General features: G+C 33.3%; 17 protein-coding genes, 1 pseudogene and 1 riboswitch. Of the genes and pseudogenes, 15 read left to right on the top strand and 3 right to left on the bottom strand.

The window, feature by feature from the left end; all coding sequences use genetic code 11:
• The first annotated feature begins 1 nt into the window (after position 1).
• From F3I00_RS05785 to F3I00_RS05750, 8 genes are all read left to right on the top strand, one after another.
• Positions 2–721, top strand: coding sequence for a pseudouridine synthase (locus F3I00_RS05785; protein WP_020807028.1), 720 nt, complete (start codon positions 2–4; stop codon positions 719–721).
• A gap of 61 nt (positions 722–782) precedes the next feature.
• Complete coding sequence (locus tag F3I00_RS05780; RefSeq protein ID WP_020807027.1) at positions 783–1,523, top strand: LysM domain-containing protein; 741 nt, start codon at positions 783–785, stop codon at positions 1,521–1,523.
• 71 nt (positions 1,524–1,594) lie between these two features.
• A riboswitch (FMN riboswitch) is annotated at positions 1,595–1,705 on the top strand.
• Between the two features lie 79 nt (positions 1,706–1,784).
• Positions 1,785–2,378: an ECF transporter S component gene (locus tag F3I00_RS05775; RefSeq protein WP_003648712.1), complete on the top strand. Its 594-nt coding sequence runs from the start codon at positions 1,785–1,787 to the stop codon at positions 2,376–2,378.
• Between the two features lie 105 nt (positions 2,379–2,483).
• Positions 2,484–3,149 carry a (d)CMP kinase gene (gene cmk / locus F3I00_RS05770; RefSeq protein ID WP_020807026.1) on the top strand — a complete coding sequence of 222 codons (666 nt, stop codon included), beginning with the start codon at positions 2,484–2,486 and terminating at the stop codon, positions 3,147–3,149.
• A gap of 62 nt (positions 3,150–3,211) precedes the next feature.
• Positions 3,212–4,411, top strand: coding sequence for a 30S ribosomal protein S1 (gene rpsA / locus F3I00_RS05765; RefSeq protein WP_020807025.1), 1,200 nt, complete (start codon positions 3,212–3,214; stop codon positions 4,409–4,411).
• A 76-nt stretch (positions 4,412–4,487) separates the two neighbouring features.
• Complete coding sequence (der, locus tag F3I00_RS05760) at positions 4,488–5,795, top strand: ribosome biogenesis GTPase Der (RefSeq protein ID WP_020807024.1); 1,308 nt, start codon at positions 4,488–4,490, stop codon at positions 5,793–5,795.
• 164 nt (positions 5,796–5,959) lie between these two features.
• The gene (locus F3I00_RS05755) at positions 5,960–6,235 is read left to right on the top strand and encodes an HU family DNA-binding protein (protein WP_003647403.1); all 276 of its coding nucleotides are present in this window, start codon (positions 5,960–5,962) and stop codon (positions 6,233–6,235) included.
• 100 nt (positions 6,236–6,335) lie between these two features.
• A complete protein-coding gene (locus F3I00_RS05750; RefSeq protein ID WP_020807023.1) occupies positions 6,336–7,595 on the top strand; it encodes a tetratricopeptide repeat protein in 1,260 nt (419 codons plus the stop codon).
• A gap of 150 nt (positions 7,596–7,745) precedes the next feature.
• Here the strand turns inward: F3I00_RS05750 and F3I00_RS05745 are convergent, their stop codons facing one another.
• Positions 7,746–8,756 carry a DUF3800 domain-containing protein gene (locus F3I00_RS05745; protein ID WP_231110775.1) on the bottom strand — a complete coding sequence of 337 codons (1,011 nt, stop codon included), beginning with the start codon at positions 8,754–8,756 and terminating at the stop codon, positions 7,746–7,748.
• A gap of 289 nt (positions 8,757–9,045) precedes the next feature.
• On the opposite strand from F3I00_RS05745, the gene F3I00_RS05740 reads away from it, so the two are divergent.
• The 4 genes from F3I00_RS05740 (at position 9,046) to F3I00_RS05725 (ending at position 16,011) form a co-directional block, all read left to right on the top strand.
• Positions 9,046–12,147, top strand: coding sequence for a type I restriction endonuclease subunit R (locus F3I00_RS05740; RefSeq protein WP_113533101.1), 3,102 nt, complete (start codon positions 9,046–9,048; stop codon positions 12,145–12,147).
• Between the two features lie 13 nt (positions 12,148–12,160).
• The gene (locus tag F3I00_RS05735) at positions 12,161–13,804 is read left to right on the top strand and encodes a type I restriction-modification system subunit M (protein WP_020807021.1); all 1,644 of its coding nucleotides are present in this window, start codon (positions 12,161–12,163) and stop codon (positions 13,802–13,804) included.
• Entirely contained in the window at positions 13,797–15,005 is a 1,209-nt protein-coding gene (locus tag F3I00_RS10800; RefSeq protein WP_020807020.1) for a restriction endonuclease subunit S, read from the top strand. The genes F3I00_RS05735 and F3I00_RS10800 overlap by 8 nt, the downstream gene beginning before the upstream one ends.
• 70 nt (positions 15,006–15,075) lie before the next feature.
• Positions 15,076–16,011: a site-specific integrase gene (locus tag F3I00_RS05725; RefSeq protein WP_020807019.1), complete on the top strand. Its 936-nt coding sequence runs from the start codon at positions 15,076–15,078 to the stop codon at positions 16,009–16,011.
• Between the two features lie 35 nt (positions 16,012–16,046).
• Here the strand turns inward: F3I00_RS05725 and F3I00_RS10795 are convergent, their stop codons facing one another.
• The gene (locus tag F3I00_RS10795; protein ID WP_159311030.1) at positions 16,047–17,180 is read right to left on the bottom strand and encodes a restriction endonuclease subunit S; all 1,134 of its coding nucleotides are present in this window, start codon (positions 17,178–17,180) and stop codon (positions 16,047–16,049) included.
• A gap of 130 nt (positions 17,181–17,310) precedes the next feature.
• Here F3I00_RS10795 and F3I00_RS05715 point away from each other — a divergent pair, with 130 nt between their 5' ends.
• Positions 17,311–18,693, top strand: coding sequence for a HEPN domain-containing protein (locus F3I00_RS05715; protein WP_198430889.1), 1,383 nt, complete (start codon positions 17,311–17,313; stop codon positions 18,691–18,693).
• A gap of 322 nt (positions 18,694–19,015) precedes the next feature.
• Complete coding sequence (locus F3I00_RS05710) at positions 19,016–19,399, top strand: winged helix-turn-helix domain-containing protein (RefSeq protein ID WP_236547629.1); 384 nt, start codon at positions 19,016–19,018, stop codon at positions 19,397–19,399.
• A 28-nt stretch (positions 19,400–19,427) separates the two neighbouring features.
• Here F3I00_RS05710 and F3I00_RS05705 read toward each other — a convergent pair whose 3' ends face one another.
• The gene (locus F3I00_RS05705) at positions 19,428–20,477 is read right to left on the bottom strand and encodes an IS30-like element ISLga1 family transposase (RefSeq protein ID WP_087261310.1); all 1,050 of its coding nucleotides are present in this window, start codon (positions 20,475–20,477) and stop codon (positions 19,428–19,430) included.
• A gap of 105 nt (positions 20,478–20,582) precedes the next feature.
• On the opposite strand from F3I00_RS05705, the pseudogene F3I00_RS05700 reads away from it, so the two are divergent.
• Positions 20,583–21,128: pseudogene (locus F3I00_RS05700) on the top strand (restriction endonuclease); the annotation flags it as partial.
• Between the last annotated feature and the right edge of the window lie 3 nt (positions 21,129–21,131).

The raw sequence follows: 21,131 nt of genomic DNA, 5'->3' as shown, positions 1-21,131 counted from the left end.
AATGGCTGAAAGATTGCAAAAAGTAATTGCACAAGCTGGCGTTGCGTCAAGACGTAAGGCTGAGAAAATGATTACAGCTGGGCAAGTAACTGTTAATGGTAAAAGAATTACTAAGCTGGGAACGAAAGTTGAACCGAGCGACAAAATTGAAGTAAATGGAGTTCCAATTGAGAAAGAAACACCCCACACATATTTGTTTTACAAACCTCGTGGCGTAATTTCTTCAGTAAAAGATGATAAGGGAAGAAAGACTGTTGTTGACTTTTTTGAAGATGTACCATATCGCTTATATCCAGTTGGTCGTCTTGATTATGATACTTCAGGCTTATTATTAATGACTAATGATGGTGAATTAGCTAATAAGTTGATGCATCCTCGTAATGAAGTACCAAAGGTTTATGTGGCAAAAATTAAAGGACTTCTTTCTCCAGAAGATATTCACTCTCTTACACATGGGGTTCGAATTGATGGACGTAAGAGTGCGCCAGCAAAATTGAAGATTTTGAAGACTGATGAAAAGAAAAATACTCAAATTGTTCAATTAACAATTCATGAGGGGCATTATCACCAAGTTAAGAGGATGTTTGAAGCAGTTCATCATTTTGTTGAAAAATTATCTCGTGAAAAGTATGCTTTCTTGACTTTAAAATCACTGACTTCAGGTGAATATCGTGAATTAACGCATGAAGAAGTCTCTCGGTTAAATCACTTATCTGACTAACGCTACTTGTCAAGCTATGATAAAATAAAACTAATAATCTATAATTGTGGAGGATTTTGGAATGAAGGAAAATAAATCTCAGGACAATCAAGAACCTAAGGGTCCTTACAAGCATTTTGAACGTCCGACAACGTCTAGAAGTGCGATGCATCATCGCCACCGTTCAGAGCCTGCACCCGAACCAACTCCTAGTCGTCCAGATAAGAACTCTAAGGGTACAAACCATAGTCAGTTATGGGCTGGGTTGATTATAGTTGCAATAATTTTGATTGCCTTGATTCCGATTGTTTCTTCAAAGTTGCACTCTAATTCTAATAACTTGGCTGAAAAGAGTGTTAAAGTTTCAAAGAGTTCTTCTAAGTCTCATAAATCTAAGAGTAAAAAGCCTAAGCGTAGTTCTTCGAAGAAGAGTAAGTCTAAGAGTAGTGTGAAGAAAGAAGAGAAGAAATCGTCAAGCCAATCTCATGACGTAACTCCAGCTGTAACTAGTCAGTCTCAAAGTAGTCAAACTAGCCAAAGCAGTACCCAATCTTATGCTTCTAGTGCTAGTCAAACTACCACTCAAGACCAAACTCAACAAGCAAACCAAAATTCATACCAAAATAATCAAAATACCTGGCAGAATAACAGTGGAAGCAGCTCGTCACAAAATCAAGCTCCAAGTTCTTACACTGTTCAAGAAGGCGATTCTTTATCAAAAATTGCTCGTGAAAATAACACTTCAGTGCATCATTTAGAGCAGCTTAATGGTTTAGAATCAGCTGATAGTATTAGTATTGGTCAATCAATTAAACTTAAGTAATTAAAAAACATTATTATTTACAATTTAGTTAAGAAGTATTATCATTTACTTGTAAAAAGTAAATAAAAGGATGTTGTCTTCAGGGCAAGGTGAAATTCCCGACCGGCGGTTAGAGTCCGCGAGCTACGATGTAGTTGAACCTTAGGTACCGATAGTTAAAGTCTAGATGGAAGAAGACAGACTAAAAAACTAAACATGATTTAGATTAATAAGGTCTGTTGCTGAGGCAACAGGCCTTTTGTATGTTATGGAGGAATCATCATGCAAAGAAAAACTAGTTTAAGTCATGTCAGACTTGCTTATTGGCTTGCTTGGGCAATGATTGGTGCATTGGCATTTTTAATTATGAAAATTGAAGTCCCAATTATTCCAGGCTTTGATTATTTGAAGATGGACTTTTCGGATTCACTTGTTGCCTTGAGCACCTTAGTTTTTGGACCATTGGGCGGAACAATGATTGCACTCTTTAAGTCATTATTGAGTCTTTTTATTTCTGGTTTTAATCCAATTTCAATGATTGGACAACTAGCTGCGTTTTTAGCAAGTTTAGCTTATATCTTGCCATTTTATTTCATCAGTAAAAAACATGAGGATAAAGTAAAATATCAAATTTTTGGTTTAATTGTCGGTACACTAGCTTTAACGGTAGTAATGTCACTAGCAAATTATTTTGTTCTAACTCCAATGTATATTTCTTTAATGGGATTTAAGTTAAACTCATCACTTTTAACTTACGTTGTTTCTGCTATTATTCCTTTCAACTTAATTAAGGGTTTGATTAACAGTATTGTTGTTTTGATTTTAGCGAAAACTTTATTACCTGTTCTAGAGAAGTTTGTAAGACGTAATTTCTAAAATATTTTCTAAAAGAATTATGTTTAGCCAGAAGTCGAGTGACTTCTGGTTTTTGTTTTATGGTAGAATTTACTTTGAATGAAAAAGAAAGGACTCAATTTTTTAATGCAAGTAGCTATTGATGGTCCTGCATCAGCGGGGAAGAGTACAGTTGCTAAAATTATCGCGCATAATTTAGGCTATATTTACATCGATACTGGTGCAATGTATCGAGCATGTACATTAATTGCACACGACAATCACGTTGACTATGGGGATGAAAAGGCGATCTTAGACCAGGTTGACAAGAGCACAATTGAATTTAAGCAAGAAGATGGAGAACAGAAGGTTTATGTAAATGGCAAGGATGTGTCAATTGCCATTAGAACTCCAGAAATTACTGAGAATGTTTCTCAAGTGTCAGCCTTGAAGTCAATTCGTGAAAAGATGGTTGAATTACAGCGTGAAATGGCTGGTAAGCATAATGTTATTATGGATGGCCGTGATATTGGGACGACAGTTTTACCAGATGCTGAGGTAAAGATCTTCTTAATCGCTAGTGTTGCATCAAGAGCTAAGAGACGCTTTTTAGATTTTCAAGAAAAAGGAATTCACCAAGACTTGAAAGATATTGAACATGATATTGAAGTTCGCGACTATAAAGATTCTCATCGTGAAATTTCACCATTAAAAAAAGCAGCGGATGCAATTGAATTAGATACAACAAACCTTACTATTGATGAGGTTGTAGCTAAAATCAGCGAGATAATTCAAAAAAAGCAAAAAAATTAAACAAAAGTGTGGAAAAAAGACATCAAGTACTTTAAAATAAAGTATGATATTGGGAGGTAATTATGACAGATAATAGTAATCAATTCTTAGATGCTCTAAAAGAAATGCAGGGAGTTGAAGTCGGCAACATTGTTAACGTTGAAGTTTTAAGTGTTGAAGATGGACAAATCGCTGTTGGTGTTGAAAATGCAGGTGTTGAAGGTGTAATCACTAAACGTGAATTCACTAATGACCGTAACGCAGATTTGAACCAATTGGTAAAACCTGGTGATAAGTTTGAAGCTTTAGTTCTTAGAAGAGCTGGTGGCGATAAAGAAAACGGCGAATTCTTCTTCTCAGTTACTCGTTTGAAGGAAAGAGAAGCTTACAAGGAATTAGAAAAGGTCTTTGAAGAAGGCAAGACTGTTGAAGGTACTGTAACTGGTGCTGTTCGCGGTGGTTTATTAGTTGACGTTGGTACACGTGGTTTCTTACCAGCATCACTTATTTCTAACCGTTACGTTTCTGACTTGAAGCCTTACATTGGCAAGAAGATGAACTTGAAGATCACTGAAATTGATCCTAACAAGAACAGATTAATTCTTTCAAGAAAAGACTTAATCGAAAAGGAACGTGAAGAAGCATTCGAAAACGTTGCTTCACAATTAGTTGTAGGTGATACTGTTGAAGGTAAAGTATCACGTTTAACTGGTTTTGGTGCCTTTGTTGACGTTGGTGGTGTGGACGGTTTAGTTCACATTTCAGAAATTTCTTACAAGCATGTTGACAAGCCAAGTGATGTATTGAAGGCTGGTCAAGATGTTAAGGTTAAAGTTATCGGTATTGATGACGATAGACACAGAATCTCCCTGTCAATTAAGCAAACTTTACCATCCCCATTTGAAGAAGCTACTGAAGGTTTACATGAAGGCGACATCATTGAAGGTGAAGTTAAGACTTTAACTTCATTCGGTGCATTCATCGAAGTAGCTGATGGAATCCAAGGTTTAGTACACGTTTCAGAAATTGCTAACAAGCACGTTGATAAGCCAAGTGATGTTTTAAAGGTTGGTCAAACTGTTAAAGTTAAAGTTTTGAGCGTTGACCCAAGTGACAGAAGAATCTCATTGTCAATCAAGCAAGCTGATCCTAATGCTGCTAAGAGTGAAAACTCACGTCCACGTCGTCGTCAAGATTCTGTAGCTGATAAGTACATGAATGACAATGACAACGGTTTTGCTTTAGGTGACATTATTGGTGATCAACTTAAAGATAAGGATTAATCGTCATTCGTCTAAAAAAGCTGACTCCGGTCAGCTTTTTTTATTTCTTAGATAAATAGAAAGGGGTAGAAATAATATGTCATTACCCATCGTTGCATTAGTTGGACGACCAAATGTTGGTAAATCAACTATTTTTAATAGAATTATTAATTCTCGCGTAGCTATTGTCGAGGATAAAGCTGGCGTCACCAGAGATAGAATTTATGCTCGTGCTGAATGGATGGGCCATGAATTTATCCTAATTGATACTGGTGGTATTACTTTAGACTCCGGTGAAATCGAAGAGCAAATTAAGGCTCAAGCTGAAATTGCGATTGATGAAGCTGATGTAATTGTCATGTTGGGAGATGTGACCCAGCACATGACTAATATGGATGAAACAATTGCTAAGATGCTTTATCGAACTAAGAAGCCAATTATTTTAGCAGTTAACAAGGCTGATAATCCTGAACAAAGAACTGATATTTATGATTTCTATAGTTTAGGTTTGGGCGACCCAATTCCTGTTTCTGGTAGTCACGGAACTGGGATGGGTGATTTACTTGATGCAATTGTTGGTGAATTCGGCGATAAGGCCAATCAACATGAAGATGATTCGATTCGCTTTAGTGTAATTGGTCGTCCTAATGTAGGAAAATCCTCACTGGTAAATGCTATTTTAGGTGAACAACGTGTAATTGTTTCTAACATTGAAGGGACAACGAGAGACGCCATAGACACGACTTTTACTAATGATGGGCAAAAGTATACTATTGTTGATACTGCCGGCATTAGACGCCGAGGCAAGGTCTATGAGAAGACTGAAAAGTATTCAGTTCTAAGAGCGATTAGTGCTATTGAAGAAAGTGATATTACACTTTTAGTTTTAGACGCTAGCACAGGCATTCGTGAACAAGATAAACATGTTGCTGGCTATGCTCACGATGCAGGCCGAGGAGTAATTATTGTCGTAAATAAGTGGGATCTTCCTAAAAAAGATAGCACAAGCATGAAGGACTTTGAAAATACAATTAGACAGGAGTTCCAATACTTGGACTACGCTCCAATTGTTTTTGTTTCGGCAAAGACTGGTCAAAGAGTTCCTGATATTTTGAAACTAGTTAAAGAAGTTCACGATAATCAAACTCGTCGCATTAAGTCTAGTGTCTTGAATGACTTGCTACTTGAGGCAACCAGAATTACGCCAACGCCACTTGTTAACGGAAAGAGATTAAGAATCTACTACATGACGCAAGTTGCAGTAACTCCGCCGACATTTGTTGTTTTTGTAAATGATCCAGAATTATTGCACTTCTCATATCAGAGATTTTTAATCAATCAATTGCGCCAAAACTTTGATTTTGTAGGAACACCAATTAAAATCTTAGCTAGAAAACGTAAATAAGCCTAAAATTTCAAAAAAATAGGGATATATCTTCGAAAAAGCTTGCAACTAAGCGTCTTAGTGTGCTAATTTTATTGCAGGGAATAAATGAATAAATCATTTTTCTTATTTTTTAAAGGTTTTGTTTTAAAATACTATTAGTTCATTTCGGGAGGTGAAGTGGAATGGCAAACAAGGCAGAATTAGTTTCTGAAGTTGCTGCTAAAACTGACTTAACCAAGAAAGAAGTTGCTGCTGCAGTTGATGCAATCTTTAGCTCTATTCAAGAAGATCTTGCTAAAGGTGAAAAAGTTCAATTGATCGGTTTCGGTACTTTTGAAGTACGTCACCGTGCAGCTCGTAAGGGTCGTAACCCACAAACTGGGGCTGAAATCGAAATCCCAGCTTCTAAGGTTCCTGCATTCAAGCCAGGTAAGGCTCTTAAGGATGCTGTTAAGTAATTGTTCAGTTACTAGCAAAATAAAAACGTGCTAAGTTGTATAGCTTGGCACGTTTTTTGTGTACAATTATTGTGTTAGCACAAATGAAAAGAGTGAAAAAATGACTTATTCTGAACAACTACTAGATGCAATTCAAAACCATGACTTTTCTGATAATCATATTCTTCTTAAAAAAGCACTTGAAAATGATGATCCGGAAGTTTTAGCTTCTTTAGCTGAAAACTTAACTGATCTTGGTTTTACTGATCTTTCTAAGGCAGTTTACCGCTATTTGATTGCTCAGTTTCCAAGAGAAGATTTGTTTAAGGTATACTTAGCTGAAATTTTACTAAATGATGGCGATGAAGATGATGGTTTGCAGCTTCTATATGATGTAAAGCCGGAAAGTGATGCTTATATCGAGAGCTTGCTTGATTTAGCTGATTATTACCAAAGTAATGGTCTGATTGAAACAGCGCGTCAAAAGCTTCTAGAAGCGCATAAATTAGCTCCTGAAGAAGATGCAATTAACTTTGGCTTAGCTGAACTTGACTACTTAAGTGGCGATTATGGTGAAGCATTAGGACTATACCGCGAGCTTGCAAAAGAAAACAAGACCTTTGGCGAAGTAGTCCTAAGTCAAAGAATCGCTGCCTGTCTTGCAAAATTAGGTGAGTACGAAGAAGCGGCCAACGAGATTAAGAGTCATGAAAATGATATTTTGAGCATTGATGCATTATATGAAGCAGGTTTAATTATGTTATCTGCGGGCGATAATAAGGCAGCAATTAAGTACTTAGATCAAGTAATAGAAACTCAACCTGACTATGTAAATGCCTATCCATTACTTGCACAGGCTTATGCAGCAGAGGATAACAATGAAGAAGTATTGAGAACTGCTCAGACGGGACTTTCTTATAATGAACTAGATGAGGTCTTATATAGCTTAGGTGCTAAAGCAGCTGCTAACTTAAATCAGTTAGACGAAGCAGAACGCTTGCTTAAGAAGGGGCTAGAAATCGCACCAGACAATAGTGACTTACGTTTGCAGTTATCTAACTTATATCTACACCAGCACCAAGATGAAGCTAATATCGCCTTATTTAAGGATCTTGATGATGAAGAACTTGAACCACAAGCTCACTGGAATATGGCTATCTCATATCAAAGACTTGAAGACTATGATAAGGCTAAGAGTGAATTCTTACTGGCATATCCAGCCTTTCAAAAGAATGCAAGCTTCTTAAGACAGATGATTAACTTGTTCTATGAGTTGCGTGAGATCCCAACAACTAAGGAATTGATCAAGAAGTATCTGCAAATTCAACCTGACGATATTGATATGCAAGATATGTTAGATGAATTGAATAGTGAAGAATAATAAAGCGACTGTTTAGAAAGTAATAGCTTTTGATCGTAAAGAATACCTCTCAAAGATAATTTGAGGGGTATTTTTTTATAGTAATTTATCCAATTGTTTGTTAAACTTTCTCAGACTTAGCTTCAGTTTAAAAACTTTAAAGATACTTAATTATACTTTTTGTAGTTTATTTATATTTCTCTGCATATTAGCGATTGTGCGATTGCAGTTATTACGGTTATATTTTTGACTTAAGTTTTTGATATAAGCTTTGGGTAATTTGACTCCATAAATTTTAGTCAAGGACTTATTTAGTGAAACTAAGATTCTGACAAGTTTGCGATTGAATTCTTCTTGATAAGTTTTATTTTTTGCTTTAGTTAATTTGGCTCTTATAGTATTAAAGTTATTTCTTTTTGGATATTGGTAAGAATCAGAATCTAGCTCATTTTTTAGAAATTTCTTGAAAGCTGTTAAATCTTTTTTAGTGGGATCTTTCATAGTAATACTTACTAAACCATATAATTTCAAGAAAGTATCTTGATTTTGAAAATTTAGTGTATCAATCATTGATGTAATGTTAAAAGGAATGAGAGTAGTATTGTCATCGTTTGCAGCATATTTTTCTTGCTTGCGATAAGCACCGACGAACATATCTGCCATTTGAATGCCTAATTCTTCTTTACTATCACATGTTTGATAAGTAAAAAATATGTTGTTTTTCTCGCCTAGATTTTTGATTATTTGAGAAAGTAGCTTGCAGCTAAAATATTCACTTTCAAGCTGAGAATTTAAATTAGTTTGATCAAGGTAAATATTTAATTTTAAGTTAACAACAGGATTTTGCTGACGTAGATCTTCAATAATTCTCTTAATTGGGTAAATGTAAGATTGAAGCATTAATACTTGTTGCATAATCGTATTATCAAGAGAATTATCGTGCTTATGATAAGTAGGGCGTTGGTAAATATAAGCATTAGTTAGAAAAGGCTTAACAATATCTAACGCTAATCGATTCATCGTGTCTGAAACATTTACACTCTTTTTCTCTTTTTTATAACGAGAATGATAAATTTTTTGAAAATATCGGTTATATAAATCTTTTAGTTGAAAGGTGGGGATGACTAAAAAGCCTGTATAGAACTTTTCAGTTGTATTGTCAGATTGAGATTGAAAAGAAATGCTTTCATCAATAAAAATACGAAATTCTTTGATATGACGGCGAGGTTAGAAGAGTTTCTTTAAGATCATGATTTTTCTCCAAGTAAATTTGATAGAAGTATTATATCGAACGTAAATTCTGAAAGAAAGCGAACAAGGAAAATATTTTTGAAATTGTATTTTTTTATTCATATTTTTTATTATGTAAAATTAAAGTGGGATAAACTTTTGTTTTTCGATATTTTTCGTTTCTTTACAACGAAAGTCAGATAGAATAATACATAGAGATATTATGAGTAGGAGAAAATGAATGGCTATCGAAAAAGCAGAGTTAATTTTTGAAGATAAATTAATCCATAAATTAGAAACTCTTGGCGGAGTTAAACAATGGAAATATGAACCTTCAATTAAAACTACAGACCAGCTTTGGAGTAACTTTAAAAATATTCTAGAAGAGAATAATCGTGACAAATTAGATGAACCATTATCTGAGGGTGAATTTGCACAAGTAAAACGAATTATCACCAACTTAAAAACGCCATATGAAGCAGGTCAATTTTTATATGGTCTTAATGGTGTGTCCCAAGTCGAGGTTGACTTAGATTCAGGAAAACATGTGTACTTAACTGTATTTGATCAAGCTCAAATCGGTGCCGGTAATACTAGGTACCAAGTCGTTAACCAAATTGAAAGAAATGCAGTAATTCCTGGCTATCCTGATCGACGTTTTGATACAACTTTGTTGATTAATGGATTGCCAATAATTCAAATTGAAGAAAAATCAGACTATCACGATGTTGATGAAGCGCTGAATCAAATGCATCGCTATATTCATGAACAACAATATGGTGATATCTTTTCTACCTTACAAATTTTAGTAGGGATGACACCACATGATGCAAAATACATGGCAAGAACTACAGATGAGATGTTTAATAAGACTTTTGCCTTTCAGTGGCAGCGTAAAGAAGATAATACTCCTGTGTTAGATTGGCATGAGTTTACTGCAAGCATGTTGTCAATACCAATGGCGCATCAAATGGCTACTAACTATATGATTTTAGATGGTACGCCAAGAAAACAAATGATTAAAGTTATGCGCCCATACCAAGTTTATGCAGCTAGCTCAATAATTGACAAAGTTCGGCAACATGATTTTGATATTAACGACCAAGAAATTGGATATATTTGGCATGCGACTGGTTCAGGTAAAACTATTTCGTCTTTTAAGACGGCTTGGCTTGCTTCAAGATTGCCAAATGTAGACAAGGTTATATTCTTAGTTGATCGTGTTGCTCTTACTAATCAGACCGTTGATGAATATAGTGCTTATGATCCTGAAAAAGGAGAAAATGGTAATGGCGGTGTGGTTACTGATGCAGCAAATCGATGGGTATTAGCTAACAAAATAAAATCTAAAGGTAATGGGATTATAGTAACGTCTATTCAGAAGATGGCCGCTTTAGTCAAAGACAGGAAAGGTATTAATGACATTGCCAAGAAGAATATCTTATTTATTGTCGATGAAGCCCATCGTTCAACTGCTGGTGATATGCTTCAAAGCATTAAGTCTACTTTTACTAGATCTGCTTGGGTAGGTTATACCGGTACACCTAATTTTGATAAAGCTCCTACTACAAGAGATATTTTTGGAGATTTGATTCATGCTTATACCATTGTTGACGCTATTAGGGACGGAAATGTTCTAGGATTTAAAGTTGATTTTGAAACGACACTATCTGATGAAGTCTTAAAAGAACAATACTTACCAGCCTATTTTAAGGCAAGATATCCTAACTATAGTGAAAAACAAATTCAAGATAGAATTGAAAATCTTCAACCAGAAGATATGGACGACATGATTGAGCCCAGTGTTTATGATAACAATCAAAAGCACGTCGAGTTAGTTGTTAAAGACGTTTTAGATAATTGGGACAAGCGCTCAAGAAATAGTGAATATAACGCCTTATTTACTACTCACGTTGGAGGTAATAAAGCTTCAACACCAATGGCAATGATGTTTTACCGAGAATTTAAGAAACAGAACGAATTGCGTAAAAAGCCTTTAAAGATTGGCATTACTTTTAGTCAAGATAATTCTAATAGTGACAATCAGTTAGAAAACAATATGTCTCTTGAAGAAGCAATTAAAGACTATAATGAGCAATTTGGCACTAGTTTTGGTGTTAAAGACGCGAAAGAGTATACGGAGCAGTTAGTTTCGAGGTTAAATCGAACAATTTATGATGGAAACTACGTTGATCTTGTTATTGTAGTTGACCAGTTGCTGACGGGATTTGATGCTCCGCAATTAAATACTTTGTATGTAGATCGGACTCTGCAAGGCTCTGCTTTAATTCAGGCATATTCCAGAACAAACCGTGTTTATGATATGCAGACTAAGCCATTTGGACGAATTGTAAACTATCGTTGGCCAGTTCAAAGCGAAAAGCTAATGAAAAAAGCTTTAGCTGAATATGGCGATAAAAATTCTGCTAATGAACAACAAGCATTAAAGGTACCAACGACGACTGGTATAATTTCGCCTAGCTTCAAAGAAGTAAAAAAAGAGCTAAAGAAAGTTGTTAATAGTCTGAGTGACACTACCAATAATTTTACGAGCGTGCCTCAAGACTTAGAAGCCAATAGACAGGATCAAATGCTAAAAGACTTACAGCAATATAACCATTTGATGTCAATGGCTAAACAAGATGATCAGTATGATGAAAAATCTCCTGAAAAGTTTTTGAAAGAAATTGGATTATCTCAAAAACAAGAAGAAGTCTTAACTACAACGTTAGCTATTACCTTAAAGAAGAGAATTGCTAAACGCAGGAATGTTGATTTTGAAGCTATTGATTTGAGTATGGAGCATGTCAAAGAAGTCAAGGTATCGTACACCTACCTGAAACAATTAATAGCTGAGTTAATGAATCAAAAGCATGAAAAGCAGGAAGAAGAAGCACGAAAGACTGCCAAGAAGATTAGAGAACTTTCTGATCGGATGGAAGATCGCAAGAAAGCAGAGCAGATTAATCAATTTGCAGATAGTATTTTAGAAAACAACTTGACAGCTCCTACATATCCTGTAAAACAAGATGATATTGATGAATTATTAGAAACTTATTCTAATCGCTCTATGCGTGAAGAGATCCTTGCTTACAAGCGCAAATGGGGCTTAGTAGATATTAAAGACAATCAAAGAGTTAATGAAATTATCTATAACCACGTTCAAGGGATGGATGATTTAAACATCGATGGAGATTTAGATAACATTATTCGTGAAGCATCGCTGGTTTATAAGACTGATGCAGAAGATGAAAAGGTTAGAGCATTAGCTAAAATTAAATATCGAAGAAGACTAAGAGAAACTTTAAGTGAATTTGCGGACGACATTACTAAGAAATATTAGGAGAAATATATAAATGACTACAGCTAAAGAAGTGACAAGCCAAATCTGGGAAATGGCTAATCGATTAAGAGGAAACATGGATGCTTCTGAATATAGAAATTATATTTTAGGTTTCATGTTTTACCGTTATTTGTCTGAAAGACGAGAAAAGTATTTATTTGATAATAAAGTGTTTGATGAAAACCCGGATGATATTAGTGGCATTAATGAAGAATATGCCAAAGAAGCAAGTGGCGAGTATCTTGCTGATTATTTGGATGATATTGCTGGTTCATTGGGATATGCAATTGAACCACAATATATGTGGCGGACGATTGTCGATGAAGTAAATAATAATACGATTACACCTGATACATTTCAAAATATGTTTGAGAGTTTTGATAATAACTTACGCTTGAATAGCAAAGCTACTCAAGACTTCACTGGTGTATTCGATGATATGAATTTAAATAATTCACGATTAGGTAATACTACTGCAGCGAGAGCAAAAGCATTAACACAAATTATAGATTTAGTTGATCAAGTAGATTATCAAGATGATAACGGCAAAGATATATTAGCTGAGATATATGAATTTCTGATTGCTAAATTTGCAGAAAATTCTGGTAAGAAAGCTGGAGAATTCTATACTCCGCATCGAGTCTCTGAAGTATTAGCTAAGCTTGCCACTGTTTCTTTTGACCAAAGCATTAGTAAGCCATCTGTATATGATTTTGCATGTGGAAGTGGTTCACTATTGCTAACTGTTCAAAAAGAGATAAAAAATAAAATTTTATATTATGGTCAAGAGTTAAATACTACTACATATAACTTAGCACGTATGAATTTATTAATGAATGATGTCTCTTATGATCGAATGACATTGAAGAATGCCGATACTCTCGAACAGGATTGGCCAGATGGAGTGGATGCACAAGGAATTGATCATCCTCGAAATTTCGATGTCGTTGTTGCTAACCCTCCATATTCGCAACGTTGGGATAATAGTGATCGTAAATTAAAAGATCCACGTTTCAAAGATTATGGATTAGCTCCAAAGACTAAAGCTGATTATGCATTTTTACTGCACGGTTTGTATCACCTAGATCAAAACGGAACTATGGCAATTGTTTTACCTCATGGTGTTCTCTTTAGAGGAGCAAAAGAAGGCAAAATTCGTGAAGCTTTACTTAAAAAGAATCAAATTGATGCAATTATTGGGATGCCTGCAGGCTTGTTCTATTCAACAGGAATTCCGACGGTTATATTAGTTCTTAAGAAAAACAAGGCTAATAAAGATGTTCTGTTCATTGATGCATCTAAGGGATTTGAAAAAGGTAAAAACCAAAACGTTTTGAGAGATGAAGATATTGATAAGATAATCAATACTTATAAAGAGCGTAAAGATGTTGAACGTTATGCTCATGTAGCTTCATTCGATGAAATTAAAGAAAATGATTTTAATTTAAACATTCCTCGATACGTTGATACTTTCGTTCCAGAACCACCTGTTGATTTGAAGAAAGTGGCTGCTGATCTTCATGAAACTAATATTGAAATTCAAAAAAACCAGAAAGAATTAGTAGGGATGCTTAAAGAATTGACATCTGACGATGACGATATAATGGATGGATTAAACGCCATTATTAAGGAATTGGAGGAAGAAACTCGTGACTAAAAGTGACGATAAAAGAGTACCAGCATTGCGGTTTAAAGGCTTCACTGACGAATGGGAGCAACGTAAGTTAAAAGATATTACTCAGCGCGTTGAGGGAAATAATGGTAACATGAATCTTCCAGTTTTAACTATTTCTGCTAAACAAGGGTGGATGACACAATCAAATAGATTTTCATCAGTAATTGCTGGTGCCGAAAAAAAGAAATATACGCTATTAAAAAAAGGCAATCTTTCCTATAATCATGGTAATTCTAAAATTGCGCCCTTTGGAACTGTATTTATGTTAAAAACTTATTCAGAAGCTTTAGTTCCAAAGGTATATCATAGTTTTAAGGCCAAGAAAGATATTAATCCATATTTTCTTGAAGTATATTTTCAAACCAGAAAGATGGATCCTCAATTGCGTAAATATATTTCTTCATCTGCTAGAATGGATGGTCTTTTAAATATTACTTATAGTTGGTTTGAGCAAGTACGTTTATTTCTACCAAATATAGAGGAACAAAATAAATTAGAAAAATTATTTGACATCCTTAATAAACATATTGAACTTCAGCAACGAAAATTGAATGATTTAAATAGCATGAAATCTGCTTTACTTCAAGATGTTTTTCCGAACACTCAAGGCATTAAAAAAATTAAGCTTTCTACACAAGAATGGAATTTGCAAAAAATAAGTTCTATTTTTAAAGAACGAAATCAAAGAAATAAAAATGGAATGCTTTTATCAGTATCCATTTCCAAAGGAGTATATCCTTTTTCAGAGAATGATAGAAAAGACAATTCATCTAATGATAAGAGCAATTACAAAGAAGTAAAAATAAATGATTTAGCTTATAATTCAATGCGCATGTGGCAAGGAGCTGTTGGTGTATCAAAATATAATGGAATTGTTAGTCCAGCATATACTGTTATTACGCCAAAAAAAGAAGAAAATCCAAATTTTTATTACTATTATTTTAAAAACAAAAGAATGCTTTTTAATTTTAGACAGCATTCACAGGGATTAACATCAGATACATGGAACTTAAAATTTCCTTTATTCGAAAAGATTTTAATTCAAGTTCCATCTGATAGAGAGGAGGAACAAAGAATATCATCTTTATTCAAGCAAATTGATAAATCAATTAAGTTAAGTAAGATTCAAATTAAAAAGCTAACTAGTATCAAGCAATTCCTTCTCCAAAATATGTTTATCTAAAAACTCTTGCAAAAATATAACCTCCTTAAACAATTAAGTACGTGACTTAATTGTTTAAGGAGGTTTTTCTATGTCACAAAAGAAATATAGCACCAAGCTATTTTACAAGTATTACCTTGATTGGATTCATATTTACAAAGATAATGCTGTTCGACAAGTTACTCTTGATAAGTATTATTTAGTTCAAAAGCGATTGAAAGAACTTGCACCGAATCTACATATGAATGAACTTAATCGTCGTAACTATCAACAGATTCTAAATTTGTATGCACGTAATCATGAAAAGACTACAACTTTAGATTTTCATCATCATCTAAAAGCTAGACTATTTGACGCGGTAGACGATGGGTTACTAAAAAGCGATCCAACAAGGCGTGCAATTATTAAGGGATGCAGTCCTAGTGAAAAGAAAATAAAGTATTTAAATTTGTTTGATTTGCAAAAGTTACTTAGATCATTAGATTTAAGTTCTGAACTTAATTGGGACTGGTTCTTTTTACTAATTGCTAAAACTGGTTTACGATTTGCTGAAGCGTTAGCTTTAACTAAAGAAGACTTTGATTTTGAAAAACAGAGGATAATTATTAATAAATCATGGAATTACAAAGAAAAAGAAGGTCATTTTCAACCTACTAAGAATGAATCATCTAATCGTTCTGTTATGATAGACTGGCAATTAATGCAGCAATTCCAATCCTTAATTCGTTCTAAAGAAGATGATCAATTGATATTCTTTGATAAAGATCAGCGAGTATATAATTCTACGTTAAATCAGAAGCTGGCAACATATTGTGAAAAATTAGATATTCCGATCATCTCAATCCACGGTTTGCGTCATACTCATGCTTCGCTACTTTTATATGAAGGGGTTTCTATAGCTAGCGTAGCTAAAAGATTAGGACATAGTAATACGACTACAACGCAGGAAACATATATTCACATTATTCGTGAACTTGAAAATAAAGATAATGATAAAATTTTACATCATTTATCACAATTAGGTTAAACAAAAAGGACATCGGGTAGTGATGTCCTTTTGTGCTAGATAAACATGTTTTGGAGAAGGAATTGTTTTAAGTTATTAAGATTTATAACTTTTTTTTCTTTTAATTCAATTTTTTGATCTAATTTATAAAATGTGGTTCCTATAGATTGTTGAATCGAATCTTTTGGAATTTTTACGAGTGTTTTTTGTAAATCTGATATTTTTAAGTTACCAATTGATCCATTTCCACCAGTTATTAATCTAGCTAATTGACGCTTATACCAATCGGAATCTAATAAACAATTAATAAAAAAGAGATTCTTCGCATGCAAAAGAATCATAAATCCACCTGCTTGATTTTCATCGTCATACAGGTATAAAGCGTGTTTACCAACTAAACTTACTGTACCATTAGCAGCTGTTATTAGAATGTCATATTGTCTTAAAGAATGTTGAGGATCAGTTATATTCTTTTTTACAAATACATCATCATGATTATAAACTAACTTCGAATTCTGAATATTAGATGACCGCAATACTCTAACTCCTGCATTATTAGTTATATCAGAAGGATGGTAAGTTAATCCTCGGTTTAATTGAACTATATCTTTAAATCTAACAGTTTCCCAATTATGGTTAGAAAATACTCTTTTTATTAACTCTTGTTTTATAGTTTTTAATTGTTCCAATTTTCGTTGCTGAAGCGTGATAACCAAAGACAATAATTTTAAAATTTTTGATATTCTTTCTTGTTCAATTCTATTATTCGGGATGCTCAAATTCAGCTCAAAAAAATCTTGAGGACTGATATTCAATAAACCATGATTTCTTGCTCCTTCGGTGGCTCGTTTATAAATTTCTTTATACCATTTTGTTGAATCAAAATACTCTTCTAAGTAATCAGTATTTATAGAAACTGGTTTAAAGGCAATATACAGAGTCGATAAAACACCTAATTTATAATTATTTAATCGTTTAATAGCTCCGAAAGGATAATCTTTTGAATAGCTTTTATTATAAGCAAACTCGCCATTCTTTAATAAAAGATAATTTTCTAGTTTTTTACTTGCAATCTGTTTATCAAAAAATTTACGCTGATCTACTAATCCATATTGAGCAGAGATAGTTAAAGGTAGCGTTGAATCTAAATTTAAATTTTTTCTACTAATACGCTTAGTAATATCTCCCAACTTACGTTGCTCCCAAACAAGAATATATGAATTTAGAATAATAATCTTTGATATACTTGTTTTTGTAATTAAAGATTAAAATGTAGAGATTATAGTAATTTATAGTATATAGAAAGTCGAGATGACAAGATTGAGTGATAATCTAAATGCTGAGGCTAATATGAAATATAACTTACTTTTAAAGAAAAATATGTTAGATGATTTTTCAATTGATGCTGGTTGGATGCCTCTAAAATCTTATACTAATTTGTTAACAGATAAAGATAAGTTTAAATATGGTACTTTGAATTATAAAAATGGATTGATGACATTAGATCTTTTCCAAGGATGGCCATTAAAACATGGAGCTATTACTTTTGGGACAAAATTAAGACGGATTAACAATATTTTTGGATGTGTCGCTGATAGTAATATATATTACATATTTATTCCTAATATTGCCAAAAGTGATACGCTTCATTTTCCCTTTGCTATAACAAAACAATCATGGAATTTAATACAGTTTTCCATAACAGATTATCTTCCAGATGAAAAAGTCACATTAAATAATTTGATTTTAGATTACGATATGTTAGATAGATGGATTGCTCCAGCACAGAAATTTGTGGTTAAAGATGATATGTCTTTATCAATAGTTAGTTCTGATAACATATTTTTGTCTAAGTTTACTTTTGAAGGACGAGTATTTAATGTGTTTTTAGTGGAAGATATTTCTGAAAGAAGTAAAAATGAAAACCGAAATGTTATCTATACTAATAAAGCGTATTTATTAATAAAAGGCGAAAATAACATTTCAACTTCTGATGCAATATACTTCGCCACTGAATTTAGAAAGATATTGTCAGTAATCCTTGCTTGGCCAGTTAATACAACACAATTATCAAAACGTGGGATAAAAGGGGATAAAGCTACTCAGGTTTCTGAAGATGTATATTTTTTAGAAACGAGATCGCCCAAAGAAATGCCTGAATTAAGTGCATTTTATACGTTTCAATTTAATACAGATATTAATTTCAACAAAATAGTGTCAAATTGGTTTAATGCTAGTTCAGAATTAAAGATATTAATACAAGACTATTTATTAACAGTTAGCTATACAATGAGTATGCAAAATATGCTAATAAATTTAACACAAGGAATCGAAGCATTTTATAGAAAAGAAAAAGTTATATTTTATAGAAGAGGGAAAAAATTAAAAAAAGACGAGTGTCTACTTAATAAAATAAAAAAGATGTTATGTACTTTTTCTGATGAATTCATAAATAAGGTTGAAAAAGATATAGGTATGAATATAAAAAAGTGGGCAGAGTTAATAAAGAATACACGAGTTTTTATTGTTCATGGAAATAAAAAAGGAGAAATTATTGAAAATACAACAGATTTATGGCATTCAGTACAACTACTTCAATATTTAGTACAAGTATTCATTCTACAAGAATTAGGAATGATAGATTTAAGTGAACAGAAAGAATTTAATCAAATAAATAAAATATTTAGTTCTGAAATAATTTGATATTTTATAGCCCTTTTGTCTTATGGGCTTCCTCAGATAGTCTGTAATTAGATAGACATATTTTAAATTAAGAATTGCTTTAATATAACATGATATTTGATCGGAAAAACAGGAGTAGAAAAATTCTATTAAATCTTAGTATTACATGAACTATGGACTTTGATTTAATAGGATTTTTATTTATACAAAAGTTTAAAAGTATCCGAAATAAACTTTCTTGGCTCGAAAAAATGCATGCTCCCAAACAAGAAGAGAGTAAATCTATGGTAATAATTTTGATATACTAGTTTTGAAATTTAATACTAGAAGATGGAAAACAATAATGACTAATTTCACAAACATGAATAGGCAAGATCAACAAGCCTATTTAATGAAACCAATAATTGATGAGTTGAAACAAGTTGGTGGTCAGTCAACTACTAAAGATCTAAAAAGAGCAGTAGTTGAAAGCGACGAAAATATCCCAGAAAATATACTAACTATGTATAAAACATCAAGAAAGGGAAGAAAATACTTACCGTTTAATTTCGCCTTTAACTTTGCTATTTCTAATTTAATTATGGCGGGAATGCTCGAAAGACCCAAACAGGGCATAGTAACTTTGACTGAAAAGGGACGCCAATACAATGGAACCAGTGAAGAATTAAGTACTTCAGTTTACGAAATTTCACTTCCTCAATGGCAAGAAAAAATTAATAAGACGTAAATTGCAATAATAAATTGAACACTTTTGGTTAAGCTGCTTGATAGATTCGATCTAATTCTCTTTCAAAGATTTCATCTGGTGTATGATAAGCTAAGATCTTTCTTGGCAATGAGTTGCACCAGGTTTCAATATCAATGATATTTTGTAAAGAATAGTTAGCTATTGCTTCTCCTTTAGGAATGAATCTGCGAATAAGACCATTGTGTCTTTCAACTGTTCCCTTATCACAAGAAGTGTAAGGATGGGCATAGTAAACCAGTGTATTGGAGGCTTCTTCTAGGTTGTACAGATCCGCAAATTCTGAACCATTATCAGTGGTAATAGTTTTAAAAATATCATTCCAGTGTTCACTGTATTGTCTTTGGAGTTCTTTAAAGGCTTGCATGACACTGATAGAAGTCTTGTCGGGAATACGAATAATTAAGAATTCACGACTCATGCGCTCAGATAAGGTTAACAGCACTTCATCATCTTTAGTCTTATGTCCAAGAACCAAATCGCATTCCCAATGACCGAATTCATTACGTTCACTAATTTCTTTTGGACGTTCTTCAATACTTCTGCCAAGCTTTTTCTTGTTTTTGCGAACACGATGAAGCTTGGTATTGCGTTTAAGCTTCTCAGGCAAGTCGTAATTATAAATGCCTAATAAGCCCTTATCAACGTAATTATAAAGAGTTTTGGTGCAGACAACATCGCTGCTAGAGAATTCGCCAGCAGCAGTGGCACGATTACTGCAAACATCAAGCGACCAACCGTCTTTAAAGAAATGTTTGTGGACATAGTGAATAAATTGAGTTTTTTTGAGAAAGTCTGATTTGCGCCCACAATTTTTACGATGAGCTTGATATACATCATGTCCTTGAGTAGCCTTGTATCTTTTGACTTTACCATGATACAGTTTTACAGTGCCACGTTTAATCTCATAACTGATAGTAGAAGGAGAACAGTTGAGTTCACGAGCAATTGCACGCAAAGAGCAGCCATCTTTCAAACGCAATTGAATAATAACTCGCTCTTCAAATGATAAATGCTTTCCTTTAACGTGCTGGTTCATGGTAGAATGTAAAGAGTCCATTTTGACCTCCAATAGAAAGTTTTTGTGGTTATTAACATTCTATCAAACAGGTCCGAATGGACTTTTTATTTTTCTAAAGTGTTCAATTTGATTTTACAATCAACGAAAATTAATAAGAATAAAAAAGTAAAAAATTCTCAAAAAGACATTAAGGAAGATGAAGCAATAACTGATGAGGAAGATTGGAAGAGTAAACTTCTTGATGCGCTGCTCAGTTTAAGTCCTGCAAAGTTTGAACTATTTTGTCGTGGTTTAGTAACAAAAATGAATGTAGATATTGATGAAAATATTGGTACTAAACTTACAGGTGATGGCGGACTTGATGGTTATGGCTATATTAGAACTGATGATTTTAGGACGGCACGTGTTGCGATACAAGCTAAAAGATGGGATCCTAGTAATTCAGTATCATCACCAGAAATTGATAAATTTCGTGGAGCAATGGATAAGTTTAGAGCTGAATATGGCATTTTCATTACTACTTCAACTTTTACAAGAGATGCTATAAAAGCATCCCGTGCTGGCACACGAGTAATTACTTTAATTGATGGTGAGCATTTATTAGATTTAGTTGCTAAATATGAGTTATACGTAACTAAGAAAGTTATTACGACTTACGAACTAGATGATTTTTTTGAGGATAAGGATTAAGAA

It is taken from the genome of Lactobacillus sp. JM1, assembly GCF_009834385.1.
In the GTDB taxonomy this organism is placed as follows: Bacteria; Bacillota; Bacilli; order Lactobacillales; family Lactobacillaceae; genus Lactobacillus; species Lactobacillus paragasseri.
Note: the sequence above shows the minus strand (reverse complement) of the source record. Positions and strands in the feature narration are given on the sequence as shown.

Excerpts from the sequence above, each read along its gene's own strand:
- F3I00_RS05785 (WP_020807028.1), top strand. The coding sequence starts at position 2 with ATGGCTGAAAGATTGCAAAAAGTAATTGCACAAGCTGGCGTTGCGTCA.
- F3I00_RS05780 (WP_020807027.1), top strand. The coding sequence starts at position 783 with ATGAAGGAAAATAAATCTCAGGACAATCAAGAACCTAAGGGTCCTTAC.
- F3I00_RS05775 (WP_003648712.1), top strand. The coding sequence starts at position 1,785 with ATGCAAAGAAAAACTAGTTTAAGTCATGTCAGACTTGCTTATTGGCTT.
- cmk (WP_020807026.1), top strand. The coding sequence starts at position 2,484 with ATGCAAGTAGCTATTGATGGTCCTGCATCAGCGGGGAAGAGTACAGTT.
- rpsA (WP_020807025.1), top strand. The coding sequence starts at position 3,212 with ATGACAGATAATAGTAATCAATTCTTAGATGCTCTAAAAGAAATGCAG.
- der (WP_020807024.1), top strand. The coding sequence starts at position 4,488 with ATGTCATTACCCATCGTTGCATTAGTTGGACGACCAAATGTTGGTAAA.
- F3I00_RS05755 (WP_003647403.1), top strand. The coding sequence starts at position 5,960 with ATGGCAAACAAGGCAGAATTAGTTTCTGAAGTTGCTGCTAAAACTGAC.
- F3I00_RS05750 (WP_020807023.1), top strand. The coding sequence starts at position 6,336 with ATGACTTATTCTGAACAACTACTAGATGCAATTCAAAACCATGACTTT.
- F3I00_RS05740 (WP_113533101.1), top strand. The coding sequence starts at position 9,046 with ATGGCTATCGAAAAAGCAGAGTTAATTTTTGAAGATAAATTAATCCAT.
- F3I00_RS05735 (WP_020807021.1), top strand. The coding sequence starts at position 12,161 with ATGACTACAGCTAAAGAAGTGACAAGCCAAATCTGGGAAATGGCTAAT.
- F3I00_RS05725 (WP_020807019.1), top strand. The coding sequence starts at position 15,076 with ATGTCACAAAAGAAATATAGCACCAAGCTATTTTACAAGTATTACCTT.
- F3I00_RS05710 (WP_236547629.1), top strand. The coding sequence starts at position 19,016 with ATGACTAATTTCACAAACATGAATAGGCAAGATCAACAAGCCTATTTA.
- F3I00_RS05705 (WP_087261310.1), bottom strand. The coding sequence starts at position 20,477 with ATGGACTCTTTACATTCTACCATGAACCAGCACGTTAAAGGAAAGCAT.